A 15692-nucleotide genomic window follows, 5' to 3' on the forward strand; every position below is an offset into this window, starting at 1 on the left:
CGGCGGCCCGCCGGGCGGTCGAGATCGCGCTGGGCACGCTGGGGGTGCAGGCCCCGGGCGCCGGCGCGCTGGCGGCCCCCGCAGGCCCGGCGGGCAGCGGGGAATCGGGTGCGGGCGCGGCGCCCGCGCTCATCGCCGTCGTGCAGAACGCCCCCGAGGGCACGGAGGTCGACGCGTTCGAGGCACTGCACCTCGCGCTCGTGCGCCGGCTCTTCGACGTGGGGCGCGCCGCGGTGCGGATTCTCACCGGGCCGGGCATCGGCTCGGCCGCCCAGGCCGCGGCCCGCGCCGGGGTGCGCGGGGCGATCGTGCTGGGCGGGGGAAGCGCGGGGCGCGAGGCGCGCGCCCTCGAGGCCGCCGGCGTGCCGGTGGTGCGGGTGTCGAACGCGCCGCACGCCGGGGCCCGCCAGTTCGTCCTCGACTCCGTGCGCGGCATCGCGACGGCCCTGCGCCACCTCGTCCACCTGGGCCACCGGCGCATCGGGCTGGCCGTCCCGCAGGACTCCGCCGCCGATGCGCGGATCGCGGCCTTCCGGCGCACGCTCGCCGCGGAGATGCACATCATGGCCAGCCGCGATCAGGCGCCCGTCGCCATCGCGGCCGCCGGCGTGCTGGGGGGCGCGCAGGCGGCGCAGGAGCTGCTCGCCAAGGACTGCAGCGCGGTCGTGAGCTGCGCGCCCTCGATCACCTTCGGCATTCTCGAGGCGGCGGGCCGGGCGGGCCTGCGCGTCCCGGAGCACCTCTCGCTGCTGACCGTGGGCGAGATGCCCGATGCCGACGTCCTCTCCCCGCCCATGTCGCAGGTGGGCTTCGACTGGGAGGCGATCGCCGCGGCCGCGGTGCGCGAGCTCGACCGGGTCATCGCCGACCCGGAAGTCGGGCTCGACTACTCGGTGGCCCCCGAGCTCGTGCTGCGCGCCTCCGAGGCGCCCGCCGGCTCGCGCTGAGGCGCGGCCACGGCCTGCGCGCGCGCGTCCGCGAGCCCCGCGAGCAGCGCGGCGACGTCGCTCGGGGCCCCGATGCGCGCCTCGGCAGCGGTCTCGCCGGCCCCCACCTTGACTCCCAGGCCGCCCGGCACCCCGGTGAGCACGGCGAATGCGTCCTCGTCCGTGACGTCGTCGCCCACGTAGAGAGCCGCGGCCGCCCCCGTGCGCGCGAGCATGGCCCGCAGGCCGTCGCCCTTCGTCACGTGGCGGGTGGTGAATTCGTAGACGTCCTTGCCGCGCACCACGCGCGCCTCCGGGACCGCGGCCGCGACCTCGTCGAGGCGCTCGCCCACGGCGCGGGCGGCGCCGGGGCGCGCATCGCGGGTGTGGAACGCCCGGCCCAGCGGCTTGGACTCCATCCAGAAGCCATCGTCGTCGACGTCGCCGCTGATGTCGGCGAACGCCGCATCGAGGCGGGCGAGCGTGCGGCGCTCGCCGGCATCGGGCGCGAGCGGATCGGCGGTGTCCGGGCCGGCGCCGCGGTCGGCGGTGCCCGGGTCGGCGGCGCCCAGCGCGGAGAAGTCCTCCTCCGCCCCGTGGGAGCCCACGAACACGGCCGGCGCGGGGGCCTGGGAGAGCTCGCGCAGCACCTCGAGGGGGCGCCCGGAGATGTAGCCCACGAAGGTGCCGGGCAGCGCGGCGAGCCGGCGGACGGCGCGCGCGGACTCCGGCAGCGGAGCGGAGGTCGCGGGGTCGTCCTGCAGCGGCGCCAGCACGCCGTCGAAGTCGAGGGCAATGAGCAGCGAGGGGGCGTGGGCGAGCGCGCGCAGCGCCTCGGCCCGCGGGGGGCCGGGAACGTCGGCGCTCACGCCGTACCCTCCTCCGGGGCCGGCGCCGGTGCGGCTGACCGGCCCGGCTCGGTGCTGGCGGGGCCGACCGCGGCGGAGTCGGCACCGCCGGGGCCGGCGTCGGCTGTGGCTGCGGCGGGGGTGGCCGCGGCGGGGGTCGCCTGGCCGCCCTTGTCCTCGTCGAGCTCCTCGAGCTCGTCGAGGAAGGCCTGCGACCACGCCTGGACGTTCTCCTTGGCGAGGCGGCGGCGCATCGCCTGCATGCGGCGGTGCTGGGCGGCCTTGGGCATCTCGACGGCCCGCCGGATCGCGCGCTTGAGGCCCGCGATGTCGTGCGGGTTGACCATGAGCGCCTGGGTGAGCTGATCGGCCGCGCCCGCGAACTCGCTGAGCACGAGCGCGCCGTCGTCGCCCGTGCGGCAGGCCACGTACTCCTTGGCCACGAGGTTCATGCCATCGCGCAGCGCGGTCACGAGCATGACATCGGCGGCCAGGTAGAACGCCGTCATCTCCGCGCGGGGGAACGAATGGTGGAAGTAGTGCACGGCCTGCTTGCCCAGCCCCGAGTGCTCGCCGTTGATGCGGCCCACCGCCAGCTCCACCTCGGTGCGGATCTGCTGGTACTGGTCGAGGCGCTCGCGGCTGGGCGTGGCGATCTGGACGAGCGTGACGTCGTCGGTGGACAGGGCGCCCGAGTCGAGCAGCTCACCGTAGGCCTTGAGCCGGTGCCGAATGCCCTTCGTGTAGTCCATCCGGTCGACACCGAGGATGACGACGGCGGGATCGCCCAGGTCCCGCCGGATCTGGGCCGCGCGCTCGATGATCTGGGGATCGTGGGAGTAGGCGTCGAGCTCCTCCGCGTCGATCGAGATGGGAAACGCCGCCGCGCGCGAGACATGGGCGGCGGTGCCGCGCTCCGGGTCCGCGGGGACGCGGATGTCCATGCCGGCCGTCGACCACCCGCGGTCGATGCGCGCGGCGCGCCGGAAGTTCGCGGCGTCCGCGGGGCGCTGGAAGCCGATGAGGTCCGCGCCGAGCGCGCCGGCGAGGATCTCGCGGCGCCACGGCAGCTGGCTGAAGATCTCCCAGGGCGGGAACGGGATGTGGTTGAAGAAGCCGATCGAGACGTCCGGGCGCAGGGCGCGCAGCATCTCCGGCACGAGGAGGAGCTGGTAGTCGTGCACCCAGACCGTGGCACCGGCCGCAGCGGTCTGGGCGGCGGTGCGGGCGAAGCGCTCGTTGACGCGCTGGTAGGCCTCCCACCAGGTGCGGTGGAACTCCGGGGGGACGATGACGTCGTGGAAGAGCGGCCACAGGGTGGCGTTGGAGAAGCCTTCGTAGTACCTGACGACTTCCTCAGAGCTCAGCCGCACGGGCACGAGGTGCATGCTGTCGAGGTCGAACGGCTCGAACTCCTCATCGGCGATGCCCGCCCAACCGATCCAGGCGCCCTCGCGCGAGCGCATGACGGGAGCCACGCCCGTGACCAAACCTCCTGGTGAGGTGCGCCAGGTGGGCTCGTCACCGGAGGTGTCGCGATCGACCGGCAGACGGTTGGCGACGACGACGAAGTCGGCGCCGGCGGCCGGGGCGGGAACGGGCTCGAGGCGCGGGGCCGGCCGATCGGGACGACTGCTCATGCGACTCCTCGTCTTCGGTGCGGACTCCTAGCAGTGTAGGTCCTGCCGTAGTGTGGATCGGGTGGGCATGGAAGAACTGGGAGGCTATCGCCTTATCGAGGAGCTGGGCTCCGGCGGCATGGGAGTCGTGCATCTGGGCATGGATGCGGAGAACAGCCCCGTGGCCGTCAAGGTCCTCCACCCGCACATCGCCCACGACGACACCGCCCGCCAGCGCCTGGCCCGCGAGGTGCGCACGCTGCGCCGGATCCGCCACCCCCGCATCGCCGAGGTCCTGGACGCGGAGCTCGACTCCGCGCAGCCGTTCATCGTCACCGAGTTCGTCGACGGGATGACCCTGTCCGACGACGTGCGGGAGAACGGCCCGTTCTCCGAAGACGAGCTCGTCCACTTCGGCCACGCCCTCCTCGATGCGCTCAGCGCCGTCCACGCCGCGGGGGTCATCCACCGCGACCTCAAGCCGGCCAACGTCATGATCATGGACGGCGAGCCCATGGTCATCGACTTCGGCATCGCGCAGGCCGCCGACGAGGTGAAGGTGACCGCCACCGGGCTCGTCATGGGCACCCCGGGCTACCTGAGCCCGGAGATCGCCGACGGCAAGGCCTCCTCGGAGAAGACCGACTGGTGGGGGTGGGCCGCGACGATGGCGTTCGCGGCGACGGGCCGCAATCCCTACGGGTCCGGTCCGCTCGAGGCCGTCCTCTCCCGCGTGGCCCTGGGGCGGGCGAACCTCGAGGGCGCCCCGCCGCGCTTCGTGCCGCTGCTGCGCGCCTGCCTCGACCCCAAGCCGGAGCGGCGGCCGTCGAGCTCGATGATCCTCGACGCGCTCGTCGACATCGAGTCCGGCCGGATGCCCCAAGTGGGCGGGCGCGGCGGCCGCGGCTCGGGCATCGCCCCCATCCCGGAGGCCCCCACGAACATCCTGCCCCGCGAGGAGTCGGCGGGGGCCGGATCCCCGGCTGCCGCCGCGGCGCCCGCGGACGGCGCCGCGGGCTACGGGGCCCCCGGCCCGGCCTACGGCTCGGGCGGCGCCGGCTACCCGCCGGGCGCCGCAGCCGCCGGTGCACCGGATGCCGCCGCCACCCGCGTCCAGGACGCCGTGCCCGGCGCCCGCCCCCCGTACTCCGCCGCACCGGGTGCCGGTGCCACCGGCTATGGGGCCGCACCTGTCCCGGCCGGCCCCGGGACCGCCGGCTCCGGTGCACCGGACCCGGGCCGAGGCGCCCAGGCCGCCCGCGCGCAGCAGGCGGGCGGCCCCCACGGGCCCATCGGCTACAGCGCGCTCGGCATCGACGCCCAGCAGCGCAGCGATGCCCAGCACCACGGAGGAGCCCAGCACCACCGGAGCGCCCAGCCTCTCGATCGCGCGGCCGGCGGGGTGCCGGCCTACCCCCAGCCCGGGCAGGGCCCGGCGGCGGGGGGCGCACACCCGTACGGTGAGGCCGCGGCCGGGCCCCGGCGCGGGCGCGGCCGGTGGGCGGTGCTCGCGCTCATCGCGCTGGGGGTCGCCCTCACGCCACTGGCCCCGGTGCTCCTCGTGGCCGCCGTGTACCTGTGGCAGCTGCCGGCGCGCACCGCGGGCTCCGTCGTGCGCTCGCAGCAGCTGCGCGCGCTGCGCTATGGACCGCAGGCCGGCGGCGGCTGGGGGGCGGCGCCCGGTGGCTTCGCCACGGCGCTCTTCACGTCGTTCTTCTGCCTGCTGCTGCCGCTCACCGCCGCGATCGCGGTGACGGTGCTCGTTCGCCTCGATGTGGTGGGCGTGATCCCGCGCGGCCACTCGGAGGAGTGCTCGCTGTGGGCCGGGGCGGCGGTGGGCGCCCTCGTTCTGTTCGTCGGGCCCGGGGCCGCGAACCTGCGCCGCGGCTCCGGCGCGGTCCTCGCGGGCCTGGTGCGCGGCAGCGCGACGGGCGGCCTCATCCTCGCGGTCGCGCTCGGCGCGATCGCGGTGCTGGCCGTCATCGCCGTGTGGGGCGGCGCCTCGGTCACGTGGTGGCCGCTGCCGACCAACCCCTTCACCTGGCTGCCGAGCACCCGCCTGTTCTGAGCCCGCGCCCAGCGGCCGGGCAGGGCCGATGCGTATGATGGTGCCGGCGCGTCTCGCGTCGTTTCAGCAGCCGAAGACGTGAGGAACCATGGCGAAGAACCCGTCGAACGATGACCGCCGGCGCGCAGCGCGCGAGAAGGCCCGCCAGATCGCGCAGGCGCAGGCCAAGCGCGAGAAGACGGCGAAGATCGTCCTGTTCAGCGGCATCGGCGCCGTCGTCCTCGCCGTGATCGTGGTCGTGGTGATCCTCCTCGTCCAGGCCGCGCGGCCCGCGCCCGGCCCGAACGCCTACTCCCAGGGCGGCATCACGCTCGTCAAGGACGGCAGCGGCTTCAAGCCCGTTGCCGCCAAGGGCGCCTCCGGCGACGATGTGCCGGACGGCCTCGCCGCCTACAGCGACTCCGGGCTCTCCGACAAGGCCGCGGTGGTCAAGGTCTACATGGACTTCCAGTGCCCCTCGTGCAAGAGCTTCGAGGAGGCCAACGGCAGCGCCCTGAAGAAGCTCGCCGGCGAGGGCAAGATCGCCGTGGACTACCAGCCCGTGGCCATCCTCGACTCGCAGTCGCAGGGCAACCAGTACTCCACCCGCGCGGCCAACCTCGCCGCCTGTGTGGCGGACAGCGGCCAGGGCGGGAAGTTCTTCGACTTCACGAAGGCGATGTTCGACGGGCAGCCGGAGGAGCAGTCCAACGGCCTCGACGACGACGCGATGCTCGCCAACGCGAAGAAGGGCGGAGTCGACGTCGACGCGAAGATCGCGCAGGACTCCTCGAAGACCGTCGCCGACTGCGCGCGCGAGCAGACGTTCCAGAAGTACGTGGAGAAGAGCACGAAGGACGCGACGTCGAACGGGCTGCAGGGCACACCGCGCGTGGAGATCAACGGCGAGGACGTCGATCCGTCCGTCTGGGGCGATCCCACCGCCTTCGCGACGAAGGTGCTGCAGGCCTCCGGGGAGATCCAGGGCTGAGCCGGCCGCCCGGCCGTGCCGTGCGCGCCGGTGGCGTGCCGGTTAGACTGCACGAGCGGCCCCACCGGCCGCCCGGGTCGCGGACAGCGCGGGCCGGGATGCCGCCCCGCACAGCCGGGTGCGGTCCGCCTCCTTAGCTCAGTTGGCCAGAGCATCTGTCTTGTAAACAGAGGGTCACCGGTTCGAATCCGGTAGGGGGCTCCACAGCGTTTATGCTGGCCAGACAGCACAATACGAAAATCAAATTTGCAAGGGTAGTTGCCGGGAAACCCTGATTCGTGACCCCATATGACCTAACGGGCGCAGGGGCAGGGGCGATGCCTGCGCCCGCGGCCCCCGCACGTGCCTCGGCTTCGGCCGGTCCCGCGCCGGGCCGCGGCGGCCCGTCACCCCAGTGCGCGGCCCCGCGCTTCCCGGCCGCGGGTGGCCGCGCGAAGACTCGCGCACGGGGGAATCCCGCCCTGTGACCGCTGACGGTCCGTTCGGTGAGAACCCGCCCGCGCATTGCGGTAAACCCATGCGCGCACGTGCATGCGCGCCCTATGGTGGGGGTGGATCCGACATCCGGATCCGCGGCGGTGCGGATCCGCCCTTCGCTTCCCCCCGGGGACGGGCACCGCCGGAGTCCGGCGCCGCCCGCAGCGGGCGGGGCCGCACGGCGAGGCCGGCAATGGAGCCGGCGGAGGAGTTGAAGTGCGATGAGTGCAATGAAGGCAGCGGTCGTCACGAAGTTCGGCGATGAGCTCACCATCGACGAGGAGCAGCAGATCCCCACCCCGGGCCCCGGCCAGGCGCTGGTCAAGCTCATCTCGTCCGGCGTGTGCCACACGGACCTCCACGCGGCCGAGGGCGACTGGCCCGTCAAGCCCCAGCCGCCCTTCATCCCCGGCCACGAGGGCGTGGGCCGGGTCGAGGCAGTGGGGGAGGGCGTCACCGACGTGAAGGTGGGCGACCTCGTGGGCAATGCGTGGCTGTGGAGCGCGTGCGGTGACTGCGAGTACTGCCGCACCGGCTGGGAGACGCTGTGCGAATCCCAGATCAACGGCGGCTATGCGGTGGACGGGTCGTTCGGGCAGTACATGCTCGTCGACACCCGGTTCGCCGCCCGCATCCCGGAGGGCGCGGACCTCAACGAGGTCGCCCCGGTGCTGTGCGCCGGCGTCACCGTCTACAAGGGCCTGAAGATGACGGAGGTCAAGCCCGGCGAGTGGGTGACGATCTCCGGGATCGGCGGGCTCGGCCACATCGCGGTGCAGTACGCCGTGGCGATGGGCATGCGCGTGGCCGCCGTGGACGTCTCCGATGACAAGCTGGCGCTGGCGAAGAAGCACGGCGCGGAGGTCACCGTCAACGCGATGAGCGGGGACCCCGCCGCGGAGATCCAGGAGAAGACCGGCGGCACGCAGGGCGTGCTCGTCACGGCGGTGCACCCGGACGCGTTCGGCCAGGCGATCGGCATGGCCCGCCGCGGTGGGACGATCGTGTTCAACGGCCTGCCGCCCGGGGACTTCCCGGCGCCCATCTTCGACATCGTGCTCAAGGGCCTCACGATCCGCGGTTCGATCGTCGGCACCCGCCAGGACCTCGCCGAGGCGCTCGACTTCTACGCTCGCGGTCTCATCCACCCGACGTTCCACACCCGGGACCTCGAGGACATCAACGCGGTCTTCGACGAGATGCGCCACGGCAAGATCGACGGGCGCGTCGTCATCGAATTCTGAGCCGGTGAGCCCACCCGGGGCCCGAGGCGCGCTGTGCCTCGGGCCCCGGGTGCGGTGCCCCGCACCTTGGGTCCGGCTGCGGTGCCCCGCACCTTGGGTCCGGTAGGGGTGCCCCGCGCCTCGGGCCTGAGGCCGGCTGGTGGCCCAGTCGTTGCCGTACCGCAACCGCGCGGCGCCCCGCGGCCGTGCCGCGGCCCGTAGGCTGGGAGACACGATCCGCTGCCCGAAGGGCCGGCCCCGCGTCGGCCAGGCGGCCACACGGGCAGCGCGCCACCGCGGTCGCCGGGAACCCGGAGGTCCCCCATGGAGGCCGTCACTGCCGTCCTCATCGTCCTCGCCGTCCTCGTCGTCGGCCTCATCGTGCTCGCCGTGCTGCTGTTCGGCGGCCTGCGCACCAGCATCTTCTTCACGGTGCACACGCAGGAGAGCGTCATCGTCGAGCGCTTCGGCAAGTTCAAGAAGGTCGCGCGGCCCGGCCTCAACACGAAGGTGCCGTTCATCGAGACGACGACCCGGCCCATCTCCCTGCGCGTCCAGCAGCTCGAGGTCAACATCGAGACGAAGACGAAGGACAACGTCTTCGTCATGGTCCCGGTGGCCGTCCAGTACGTCGTGGGCGAGGACAGCGTCGTCGACGCCTACTACCGGCTGGCCAACCCGGAGGAGCAGATCCGCTCGTACGTCTTCGACACGGTCCGCTCCTCGCTGTCGACCCTCACGCTCGACTCGGCGTTCGAGTCCAAGGACGACATCGCCTCGAGCGTCGAGCACCGGCTGTCCGAGTCGATGGCCCGCTACGGCTTCCGCATCGTCAACACGCTCGTCACGGACATCTCCCCGGACTCGCGCGTGCGCGACTCGATGAACTCGATCAACGCCGCCCAGCGCGACAGGGTCGCGGCGCAGGCGCTGGCCGAGGCGGACAAGATCAAGCGCGTCACCCAGGCCGAGGCGGAGGCCGAGTCCAAGCGCCTCCAGGGCGAGGGCGTGGCCGGCCAGCGCAAGGCCATCGCCACCGGCATCGCCGAGCAGTACGAGATGCTGCGCCGCGCCGGCATCGAGGACACGGCCGAGCAGCTGCTGCTCATGACCCAGTACTTCGACACGATGCAGGACGTGGCCCGCAACGGCCGCTCGAACGTCCTCTTCCTGCCCTCGAACCCCGGCACGCTGGGCGACCTGACCACCGAGATCCGCACCGCTCTGCTGTCGACGCAGGCCGCGCACAAGGGCGACGAGCAGAGCCGCGACGATGCCCGTGCCGCCCGCTCGCAGGTGAGTCGTGGCGGTTCCTCGCGGGCGGAGCGCCAGGCCGCCGAGCGGCGCGCGGCCCCCGATTACGGGGACATGCGGGGCGACGTGCCCGAGCAGCCCCACCGCGCCCCGGAGTTCTGAGCCCGCGCGCCGGCTGCGCCATGTGTGATACCCCTTAGAGGTCACTGGGAGGCAGCCGAGCGCGGGGCAGGCCGCGCTCGCCCACCCGGCCGATGGGGAAGAGGGACATGAGCGAGGACGCACCGACGACGAACCGGCAGCGCAGCGGTGGCCCCGATCGCCCGGCCGGCGGGCTCGACCGCTTCTTCCGCCTCACGGCCCGCGGCTCCACCGTGGGCCGTGAGCTGCGCGGCGGTCTCGCGACGTTCTTCGCGATGGCCTACATCGTCGTGCTCAACCCCATCATCATCGGCGCCGCCCCGGACTCCACCGGCCGGTTCCTGGGCGGCGGGGACGAGCCGAACCTCGCCGCGGTGGCCGCCGCGACGTCGCTGATCTCCGGCATCTTCACGATCGTCATGGGCCTGCTCGGCAACTTCCCGCTGGGCGTGTCCTCGGCGCTGGGCATGTCCGCGTTCGTCACCTACGGCGTCGTCGTCATCCCCGGCATGACGTGGGCCGATGCGATGGGCCTCGTCGTCATCGAGGGCATCATCCTCCTGCTGCTCGTCATCACGGGCTTCCGCCGCGCCATCTTCAACGCGGTCCCCGCCCAGCTCAAGAGCGCCATCAGCGTGGGCATCGGGCTTTTCATCGCGCTCATCGGCATGATCGACGCGGGCTTCATCCAGAAGGGCAGCGGCACCGGCCTGGAGCTCGGGCAGGGCGGCTTCATCACCGGCTGGCCCGTCCTCGTCTTCGTGCTGGGCATGCTCGCGGTCTTCGTGCTGTGGACGGCCAAGGTGCGCGGCGCGATCCTCTACTCAATCCTCGGCGCCACCGTCGTCGCGCTCATCATCGAGGCGGTCGCGAAGGTGGGCCCCAAGTCCGCCGGCGGCGAGGTGGTCAACCCGAGCGGCTGGAGCCTCACGGTCCCCACGCTCGGGCAGGACTGGCTGGTGCCCCCGGACTTCTCGACGCTCGGCCAGTTCAACCTGCTCGGCTCGTTCCAGCACGTGGGCCTCATCGTCACCGTCCTCACCGTCTTCACGCTGCTGCTGACGAACTTCTTCGACCTCCTCGGCACCATGGTGGGCGTGGCCAACACGGGCGGACTCGTCGACGAGCGGGGCGATGTGCCGGGCTCCCAGCGCATCATGGTCGCCGATGCGCTCGGTGCGATCGGCGGCGGGATGGGCGCCACCTCGTCGAATTCGGCGTTCGTCGAATCCTCGGTGGGCGTGGGCGACGGGGCGCGCACCGGCCTGTCGAGCGTCATGGTGGGCGTGCTGTTCCTCGCGACCATCGTGCTCTCGCCGCTGGCCGGCGTCATCCCCAGCGAGGCGGCGGCGCCCACCCTCGTCCTCGTGGGCTTCCTCATGATGCAGCAGGTCACGCGGATCGACTGGACGGACCTCGAGCTCGCGATCCCCGCGTTCGTCACGATCGCCCTCATGCCGTTCTCCTACTCGATCACGAACGGGATCGGCGCGGGCTTCATCGTCTACGTCATCATCAAGGTGTGCCGCGGCAAGCTGCGCGAGGTCCACCCGCTCATGTACGTCACCGCCGCGCTGTTCGCCCTCTACTTCGTCTCCGGCCCGGTCCAGGCGCTCTTCGAGCACTGAGGGGCGCCCCCGCGCTTCGTGCCGCCCTCTGCCGGCCGAGGTGCCCTGAGCGTCCGGCTGTCCCCCGCGCGGCCGCGGCGGCGGCCTCAGCTGGGCCCCGGGGCCTCCGGATCGGCGGGCACGGGCAGCCGGCTCACCGGCACGAAGCCGGCGTACTTGGGCTCGAGGAGGTCGCCGGAACTCGTCCCGTGCAGCCGTCGGCTGACCCAGGGTCCCACGTGGGTGCGCATCCAGTGGGCCTCCTCGGTGACGGCCTGGCGCACCCGCCGCGCGGGCGCCGGCGGGATCCGGAAGCCGCGGCCGGCGGGCGTCGAGCCCTCGACGACGCCCAGTGCCGTGGCCGCCACCGTGGCGTGGCCGAGCGAGCTCAGGTGGATCCGGTCCTCGGCCCACATCTGCTTGGCGTAGAGCCGGCGCAGGCCCCACAGGTCGAGCATGAAGCAGTCGTGCCGGTGGGCGATCGTCCACAGGTGCGAGTTGTAGATGGCCACGCGCGGGCGCAGTGCGCGCAGCACCGGGGTGAACATCTGGGTGTCGTAGCCGTTGCCCAGCAGCACCTGGATGCCCTCCGCGCGCAGCGCGATGATCGCGCGCTCGAGCTGGGCGGCCAGGCCGTCGATGTCGGCACCGGGCCGGAGGCAGTCGTTGCCGCCGCCCACGAAGGACACAAGGTCCGGCTTGAGCTCGAGTGCCGCCGGCACCTGCTCCTCGATGATGCGCTCGAGGAGGCGCCCGCGCACCGCGAGGTTCGCGTACTCGAGTTCGGGACCGGCCACGGGGCTCTCGGCGAGCCCGAGCGCGAGGCGATCGGCCCAGCCCAGGAACCGGTTCGGCGCCCCGTCCGGCGAGGGATCCATGAGGCCCTCGGTGAAGGAGTCGCCCAGCGCGGCATAGCGGCGGATCGTGCCCAGCTCCCGGTCCGCGGCGACCGGTGCCTCGGGCGCCGCCGACGGCGAACCGCCGCCCGGTGCTCCGTGGGCCTGCTCGGACTGGGTGCCCGGCTGCTGTGCCTGCGTCATGTGTGCCGCTCCCTTCGCTGCCGCGGGCACCGCGCACGTCCGGCGCCCGCAGCGAGTCTACGACCGGGTGCGGACCCGGGCCGGCGGGCGGGCCGGGGCCGGTTCGCGCTCGGCAGCGCGGGACAGACCGCGCCGGGCGGTGCCGCAGGCCGCGCACGCTGAGCGGTGCGTGGGACTTTTCGGGCATTCGGTTGGCAGGCGGCCGGGCGGGGTGCGCGGGCCGGGAGCGACCCACTACCGTTGAACCATCGTCTCCCACCCGCCGGCACTCCTGGAGGAAGCGCGCATGTACACCTCGGCCCCCGTCCCGCAGGTTCGCACCACCGTTCTGGTCGGGGCCCGGGTGTATCCGATTGCCGATGCCGACGGTGCGCTGGTCGAGCCCATCGACGATGGCGCGGTGGTCCTGCGCGAAGGCCGGATCGCGCGGGTCGGGCCCCGCGCGGAGGTCCTCGCGGCCGTTGAGGCGGAGGAATCCCAGGGCCAGAGCCGCATCGTCGACGTCACCGGGTGCGCGCTCACCCCGGGCCTCTTCGAATCCCACGGCCACGTGGGCGTCCACGAGGACGGCGAGGGGCCCGCGGGCAACGACACGAACGAGTCCATCCGCCCCGACGGCTCGGCCCTGCGCGCCCTCGATGGGATCAATCCCGCCGACGTGGGCTTCGCCGACGCCCTGCGGGGCGGTGTGACGACGGCGCTCATCAAGCCGGGCTCGGCCAATCCGATCGGCGGGCGCACCGCTGCGCTCAAGACCTGGGGCCGCATCGCCGATGAGATGCTCATCAGCCAGGACCTCTCGGTGAAATCGGCGCTGGGGGAGAACCCCAAGCGCTTCTTCGGCGAGAAGGGCAAGGCCCCATCGAACCGCATGGGCGTGGCGCGCGAGATCCGCGAGGCCTTCACCGCCGCCCAGGACTACCGCGCCGCCAAGGAGCGCGCGGAGGCCGAGGGGAAGGCGTTCGACACGGACCTGGGCAAGGAGACGCTCGTCGCGGTGCTCGAGGGGCGCCTGGCCTGGGACCAGCACTGCCACCGCGCCGACGACATCGCCACCGCCGTCCGGCTCGCCGACGAGTTCGGCTACCGCCTCATCGTCAACCACGGCACGGAGGGCCACTTCATCGCGGACTTCCTCGCCGAGCGCGGCATCGACGTCATCGTCGGGCCCCTCATGACCAGCCGCAGCAAGGTGGAGCTGCGCGAGCGCACGCTGGCCACGCCGGCCGTGCTCGAGGCCGCGGGCGTGCGCTTCGCCCTCACCACCGACCACCCCGTCGTGCCCATCAACTTCCTCATCCACGAGGCCTCGCTGGCGGTCAAGGAGGGGCTCAGCCCCGCCGCCGCGCTCGCCTCGCTGACGGTGTGGCCTGCCCAGATGTTCGGGCTCGAGGACCGCATCGGCACGCTGGAGCCCGGTTCGGATGCCGACGTCGTCGTGTGGTCCGGCGACCCGCTCGCGCTGGATTCGCGCGCGCTGCGCGTCTTCGTCGACGGTCGGGAGGTCTACTCCCACGAGGCCGGCGCGCGGGAGGCGGCGGTCGCAGATCCCTTCGGCCCCACCCCCATCTGCGTGCCGTGACCCAGGGGCAGAACCGGCCAGGGGACCCGCCGCGCGGCGGCGCCGGCGGGGCTTGGCAGCACCGGCCCACCGCGCCCGAGGTGGACCCTGCCGCGGACGCGAGCACGAACGCGAGCGCCGACCCGGCCACGGACGAGCTGCCGGTGGTGCGGCCCGTCTTCCGGGGCGGGGCGGCCGAGGTCCAGCCCGCCGCAGGCCAGCCGGCCGCGGGCAGGGCCGCCGACCGGCGCGCCCCTGCCAAGCCCGCCTCGGCCAAGCCCGAAGCGACTGAGCCCGACGCTGAGCCCGCCTCGGCCGCGACCGCTGCGGCCACGACCAGCGCTCAGCCCGCCACCGCACCCCCTGGCGCCGCACACCCCGCGGCGCAGCCCGCGGTGCAGGAGCGCCAGACCGGGCAGACCGAGGCGCCTGCTCGGCCGGGGCAGGCGCCGCGCAGGCCCTCGCGCGCCAAGCGGCTGCTGGGCCTCAGCGAGCAGCAGCGCGGCCACGGCTCGGCCCGCCGCACCGCCGAGCGCATCGCCCGGCGCACGGTCGACCGCATCGTCGCGGACCCGGCGCCCACGACCGCCCCCATCCCGATCGTCGCCGTCCTCCAGGGCACCTCCTATCAGGCGCCGGTCGAGGCGGCGGCGAAGTCCGAGGCCGAGGCCCGGATGATCCTCGACCTCGCCGTCGACATCGGCGCGCTCATGCTGCGCGCCGGCAGCGGCAGCTCGGACGTGGAGATCGCCGTCGTCGCGACGTGCGCGGCCATGGGCCTGCCGGACGCGGAGGTCGACCTCACCTCCACCGCGCTCACGGTGCACTACTCGGATCCCGAGGGCCGGCTCTACACGGTCGTGCGGGTCAGCCGGGAGGAGTCGACGAACTACGCGAAGCTCGCCTCGATCCACCGCCTCGTCGCGGACATGGTCCAGGGCAAGCTGAGCTACGACGACGCCCGTGACCGCTTCGACGCGATCCGCCGGCAGCGCAGGCCCTACCCCGACTGGTTCTCGCAGCTGGCGTGGGGCGTCATGGTCGCCTCGTTCATCAACCTCATCGGCGGCTCCCTCGTCTCCTCGCTGCTGGGCTTCGCGATGGGCCTGCTGAATTCGTGGTTCGGCGCCCGGCTGGGGCGCACCGGCCTGCCCGGGTTCTTCATCACGACCGCGCAGGCCGCGTTCACCACGATCATCGCGATGCTCGCATGGACGCTCAACCTCGTCCACAGCCCGCAGTACGTCGTGGCCGGCGGCATCGTGCTGCTGCTGCCCACCCAGACGATCCTCTCCGCCGTGGACGATGCGCTCACGCAGTTTCCCCTCACCGCCGCCGCGCGCGCCGTCCGGGTCCTCATGACCATCGCGGGCATCGTCAGCGGGGTCGCGCTGGGCCTCAAGCTGGGCGGCCTGTTCAACCTCGAGAGCTTCGAGGTGGTGGTGCGCTCGAGCGGCGTCGAGGTCCTCACGACGATCGTGGCGCTCTTCGCCGCGCTCCTCGTGGGCATCGGCGGCGCGGTGGGCCTGCAGGTCAACCGCCGCTTCGTGCTGCCGGCCGCCGGCATCGGCCTCGTGGGCTTCGTCATCAACGTCGCGTGCACGCTCGGCGGCCTGGGCAACATCGTCACCTGCCTCATAGCGGCCACTGCCGTGGGGTTCCTCGCCCGGCTCATTGGCGAGCGCGTCTCCGCGCCCACCGTGGCGCTCCTCATTCCCGGCATCTACCCGCTCCTGCAGGGCATGAGCGTCTTCACCGCCGTCTACCAGATGATCCAGGACGACGTCTCGCTGTCACTCGGGCTCTCCGCGCTCTTCGCGGCGATCACGGCGAACTCCGCGATCGCGGTCGGGGCGTCGCTCGGCGTCTTCCTCGCCCGCCCGCTGCGCCGCCGCCTGCGCAAGCGGGCCGCGGGCAGGGCCGGCGGCGCGGGCTCGGAGTCCGAGGGCGCCGCGGGC

11 protein-coding genes and 1 tRNA gene are annotated in these 15692 nt (G+C 73.3%); 9 read left to right on the forward strand and 3 right to left on the reverse strand.

Annotation, left to right across the window (positions count from 1 at the left end; all coding sequences use genetic code 11):
• Positions 1–947: substrate-binding domain-containing protein (locus GSY69_RS11945; RefSeq protein WP_160954069.1), on the forward strand; the 947-nt coding region annotated here is incomplete at its 5' end.
• On the opposite strand, the gene GSY69_RS11950 is transcribed toward GSY69_RS11945, so the two are convergent.
• Positions 887–1795 (reverse strand): trehalose-phosphatase, encoded by a 909-nt coding sequence (locus tag GSY69_RS11950; protein ID WP_160954070.1) that lies wholly within the window; start codon positions 1793–1795, stop codon positions 887–889. The genes GSY69_RS11945 and GSY69_RS11950 overlap by 61 nt on opposite strands.
• Positions 1792–3414 carry an alpha,alpha-trehalose-phosphate synthase (UDP-forming) gene (locus tag GSY69_RS11955; protein ID WP_160954071.1) on the reverse strand — a complete coding sequence of 541 codons (1623 nt, stop codon included), beginning with the start codon at positions 3412–3414 and terminating at the stop codon, positions 1792–1794. Before GSY69_RS11955 ends, GSY69_RS11950 begins: the two co-directional genes overlap by 4 nt.
• Before the next feature lie 67 nt (positions 3415–3481).
• Between GSY69_RS11955 and GSY69_RS11960 the strand changes: the two genes are divergently transcribed.
• From GSY69_RS11960 to GSY69_RS11985, 6 genes are all read left to right on the forward strand, one after another.
• A complete protein-coding gene (locus GSY69_RS11960; protein ID WP_160954072.1) occupies positions 3482–5461 on the forward strand; it encodes a serine/threonine-protein kinase in 1980 nt (659 codons plus the stop codon).
• 88 nt (positions 5462–5549) lie between these two features.
• Positions 5550–6431, forward strand: a complete 882-nt coding sequence (locus tag GSY69_RS11965; RefSeq protein ID WP_160954073.1) for a DsbA family protein — start codon at positions 5550–5552, stop codon at positions 6429–6431.
• 127 nt (positions 6432–6558) lie between these two features.
• Positions 6559–6635, forward strand: a tRNA-Thr gene (locus GSY69_RS11970).
• A gap of 503 nt (positions 6636–7138) precedes the next feature.
• Positions 7139–8152 carry an alcohol dehydrogenase AdhP gene (gene adhP, locus GSY69_RS11975; RefSeq protein ID WP_160954079.1) on the forward strand — a complete coding sequence of 338 codons (1014 nt, stop codon included), beginning with the start codon at positions 7139–7141 and terminating at the stop codon, positions 8150–8152.
• A gap of 303 nt (positions 8153–8455) precedes the next feature.
• Positions 8456–9547: an SPFH domain-containing protein gene (locus tag GSY69_RS11980; RefSeq protein ID WP_160954074.1), complete on the forward strand. Its 1092-nt coding sequence runs from the start codon at positions 8456–8458 to the stop codon at positions 9545–9547.
• Between the two features lie 107 nt (positions 9548–9654).
• Entirely contained in the window at positions 9655–11154 is a 1500-nt protein-coding gene (locus tag GSY69_RS11985; protein ID WP_160954075.1) for an NCS2 family permease, read from the forward strand.
• Between the two features lie 86 nt (positions 11155–11240).
• On the opposite strand, the gene GSY69_RS11990 is transcribed toward GSY69_RS11985, so the two are convergent.
• A complete protein-coding gene (locus GSY69_RS11990; protein WP_160954076.1) occupies positions 11241–12173 on the reverse strand; it encodes an SGNH/GDSL hydrolase family protein in 933 nt (310 codons plus the stop codon).
• Between the two features lie 286 nt (positions 12174–12459).
• Between GSY69_RS11990 and GSY69_RS11995 the strand changes: the two genes are divergently transcribed.
• Entirely contained in the window at positions 12460–13755 is a 1296-nt protein-coding gene (locus GSY69_RS11995; protein WP_160954077.1) for an amidohydrolase, read from the forward strand.
• Positions 13752–15692, forward strand: a 1941-nt coding sequence (locus GSY69_RS14740; protein WP_160954078.1) for a threonine/serine exporter family protein, incomplete at its 3' end; no start/stop codon positions are given. The genes GSY69_RS11995 and GSY69_RS14740, both read left to right, overlap by 4 nt.

Source organism: Brevibacterium rongguiense (assembly GCF_009857845.1).
Lineage (GTDB): Bacteria > Actinomycetota > Actinomycetes > Actinomycetales > Brevibacteriaceae > Brevibacterium > Brevibacterium rongguiense.

Bases quoted from the DNA above. Each gene is read 5' to 3' on its own strand.
- GSY69_RS11965 (WP_160954073.1), top strand. From the start codon at position 5,550: ATGGCGAAGAACCCGTCGAACGATGACCGCCGGCGCGCAGCGCGCGAG.
- GSY69_RS11985 (WP_160954075.1), top strand. From the start codon at position 9,655: ATGAGCGAGGACGCACCGACGACGAACCGGCAGCGCAGCGGTGGCCCC.
- GSY69_RS11960 (WP_160954072.1), top strand. From the start codon at position 3,482: ATGGAAGAACTGGGAGGCTATCGCCTTATCGAGGAGCTGGGCTCCGGC.
- GSY69_RS11955 (WP_160954071.1), bottom strand. From the start codon at position 3,414: ATGAGCAGTCGTCCCGATCGGCCGGCCCCGCGCCTCGAGCCCGTTCCC.
- adhP (WP_160954079.1), top strand. From the start codon at position 7,139: ATGAAGGCAGCGGTCGTCACGAAGTTCGGCGATGAGCTCACCATCGAC.
- GSY69_RS11990 (WP_160954076.1), bottom strand. From the start codon at position 12,173: ATGACGCAGGCACAGCAGCCGGGCACCCAGTCCGAGCAGGCCCACGGA.
- GSY69_RS11980 (WP_160954074.1), top strand. From the start codon at position 8,456: ATGGAGGCCGTCACTGCCGTCCTCATCGTCCTCGCCGTCCTCGTCGTC.
- GSY69_RS11995 (WP_160954077.1), top strand. From the start codon at position 12,460: ATGTACACCTCGGCCCCCGTCCCGCAGGTTCGCACCACCGTTCTGGTC.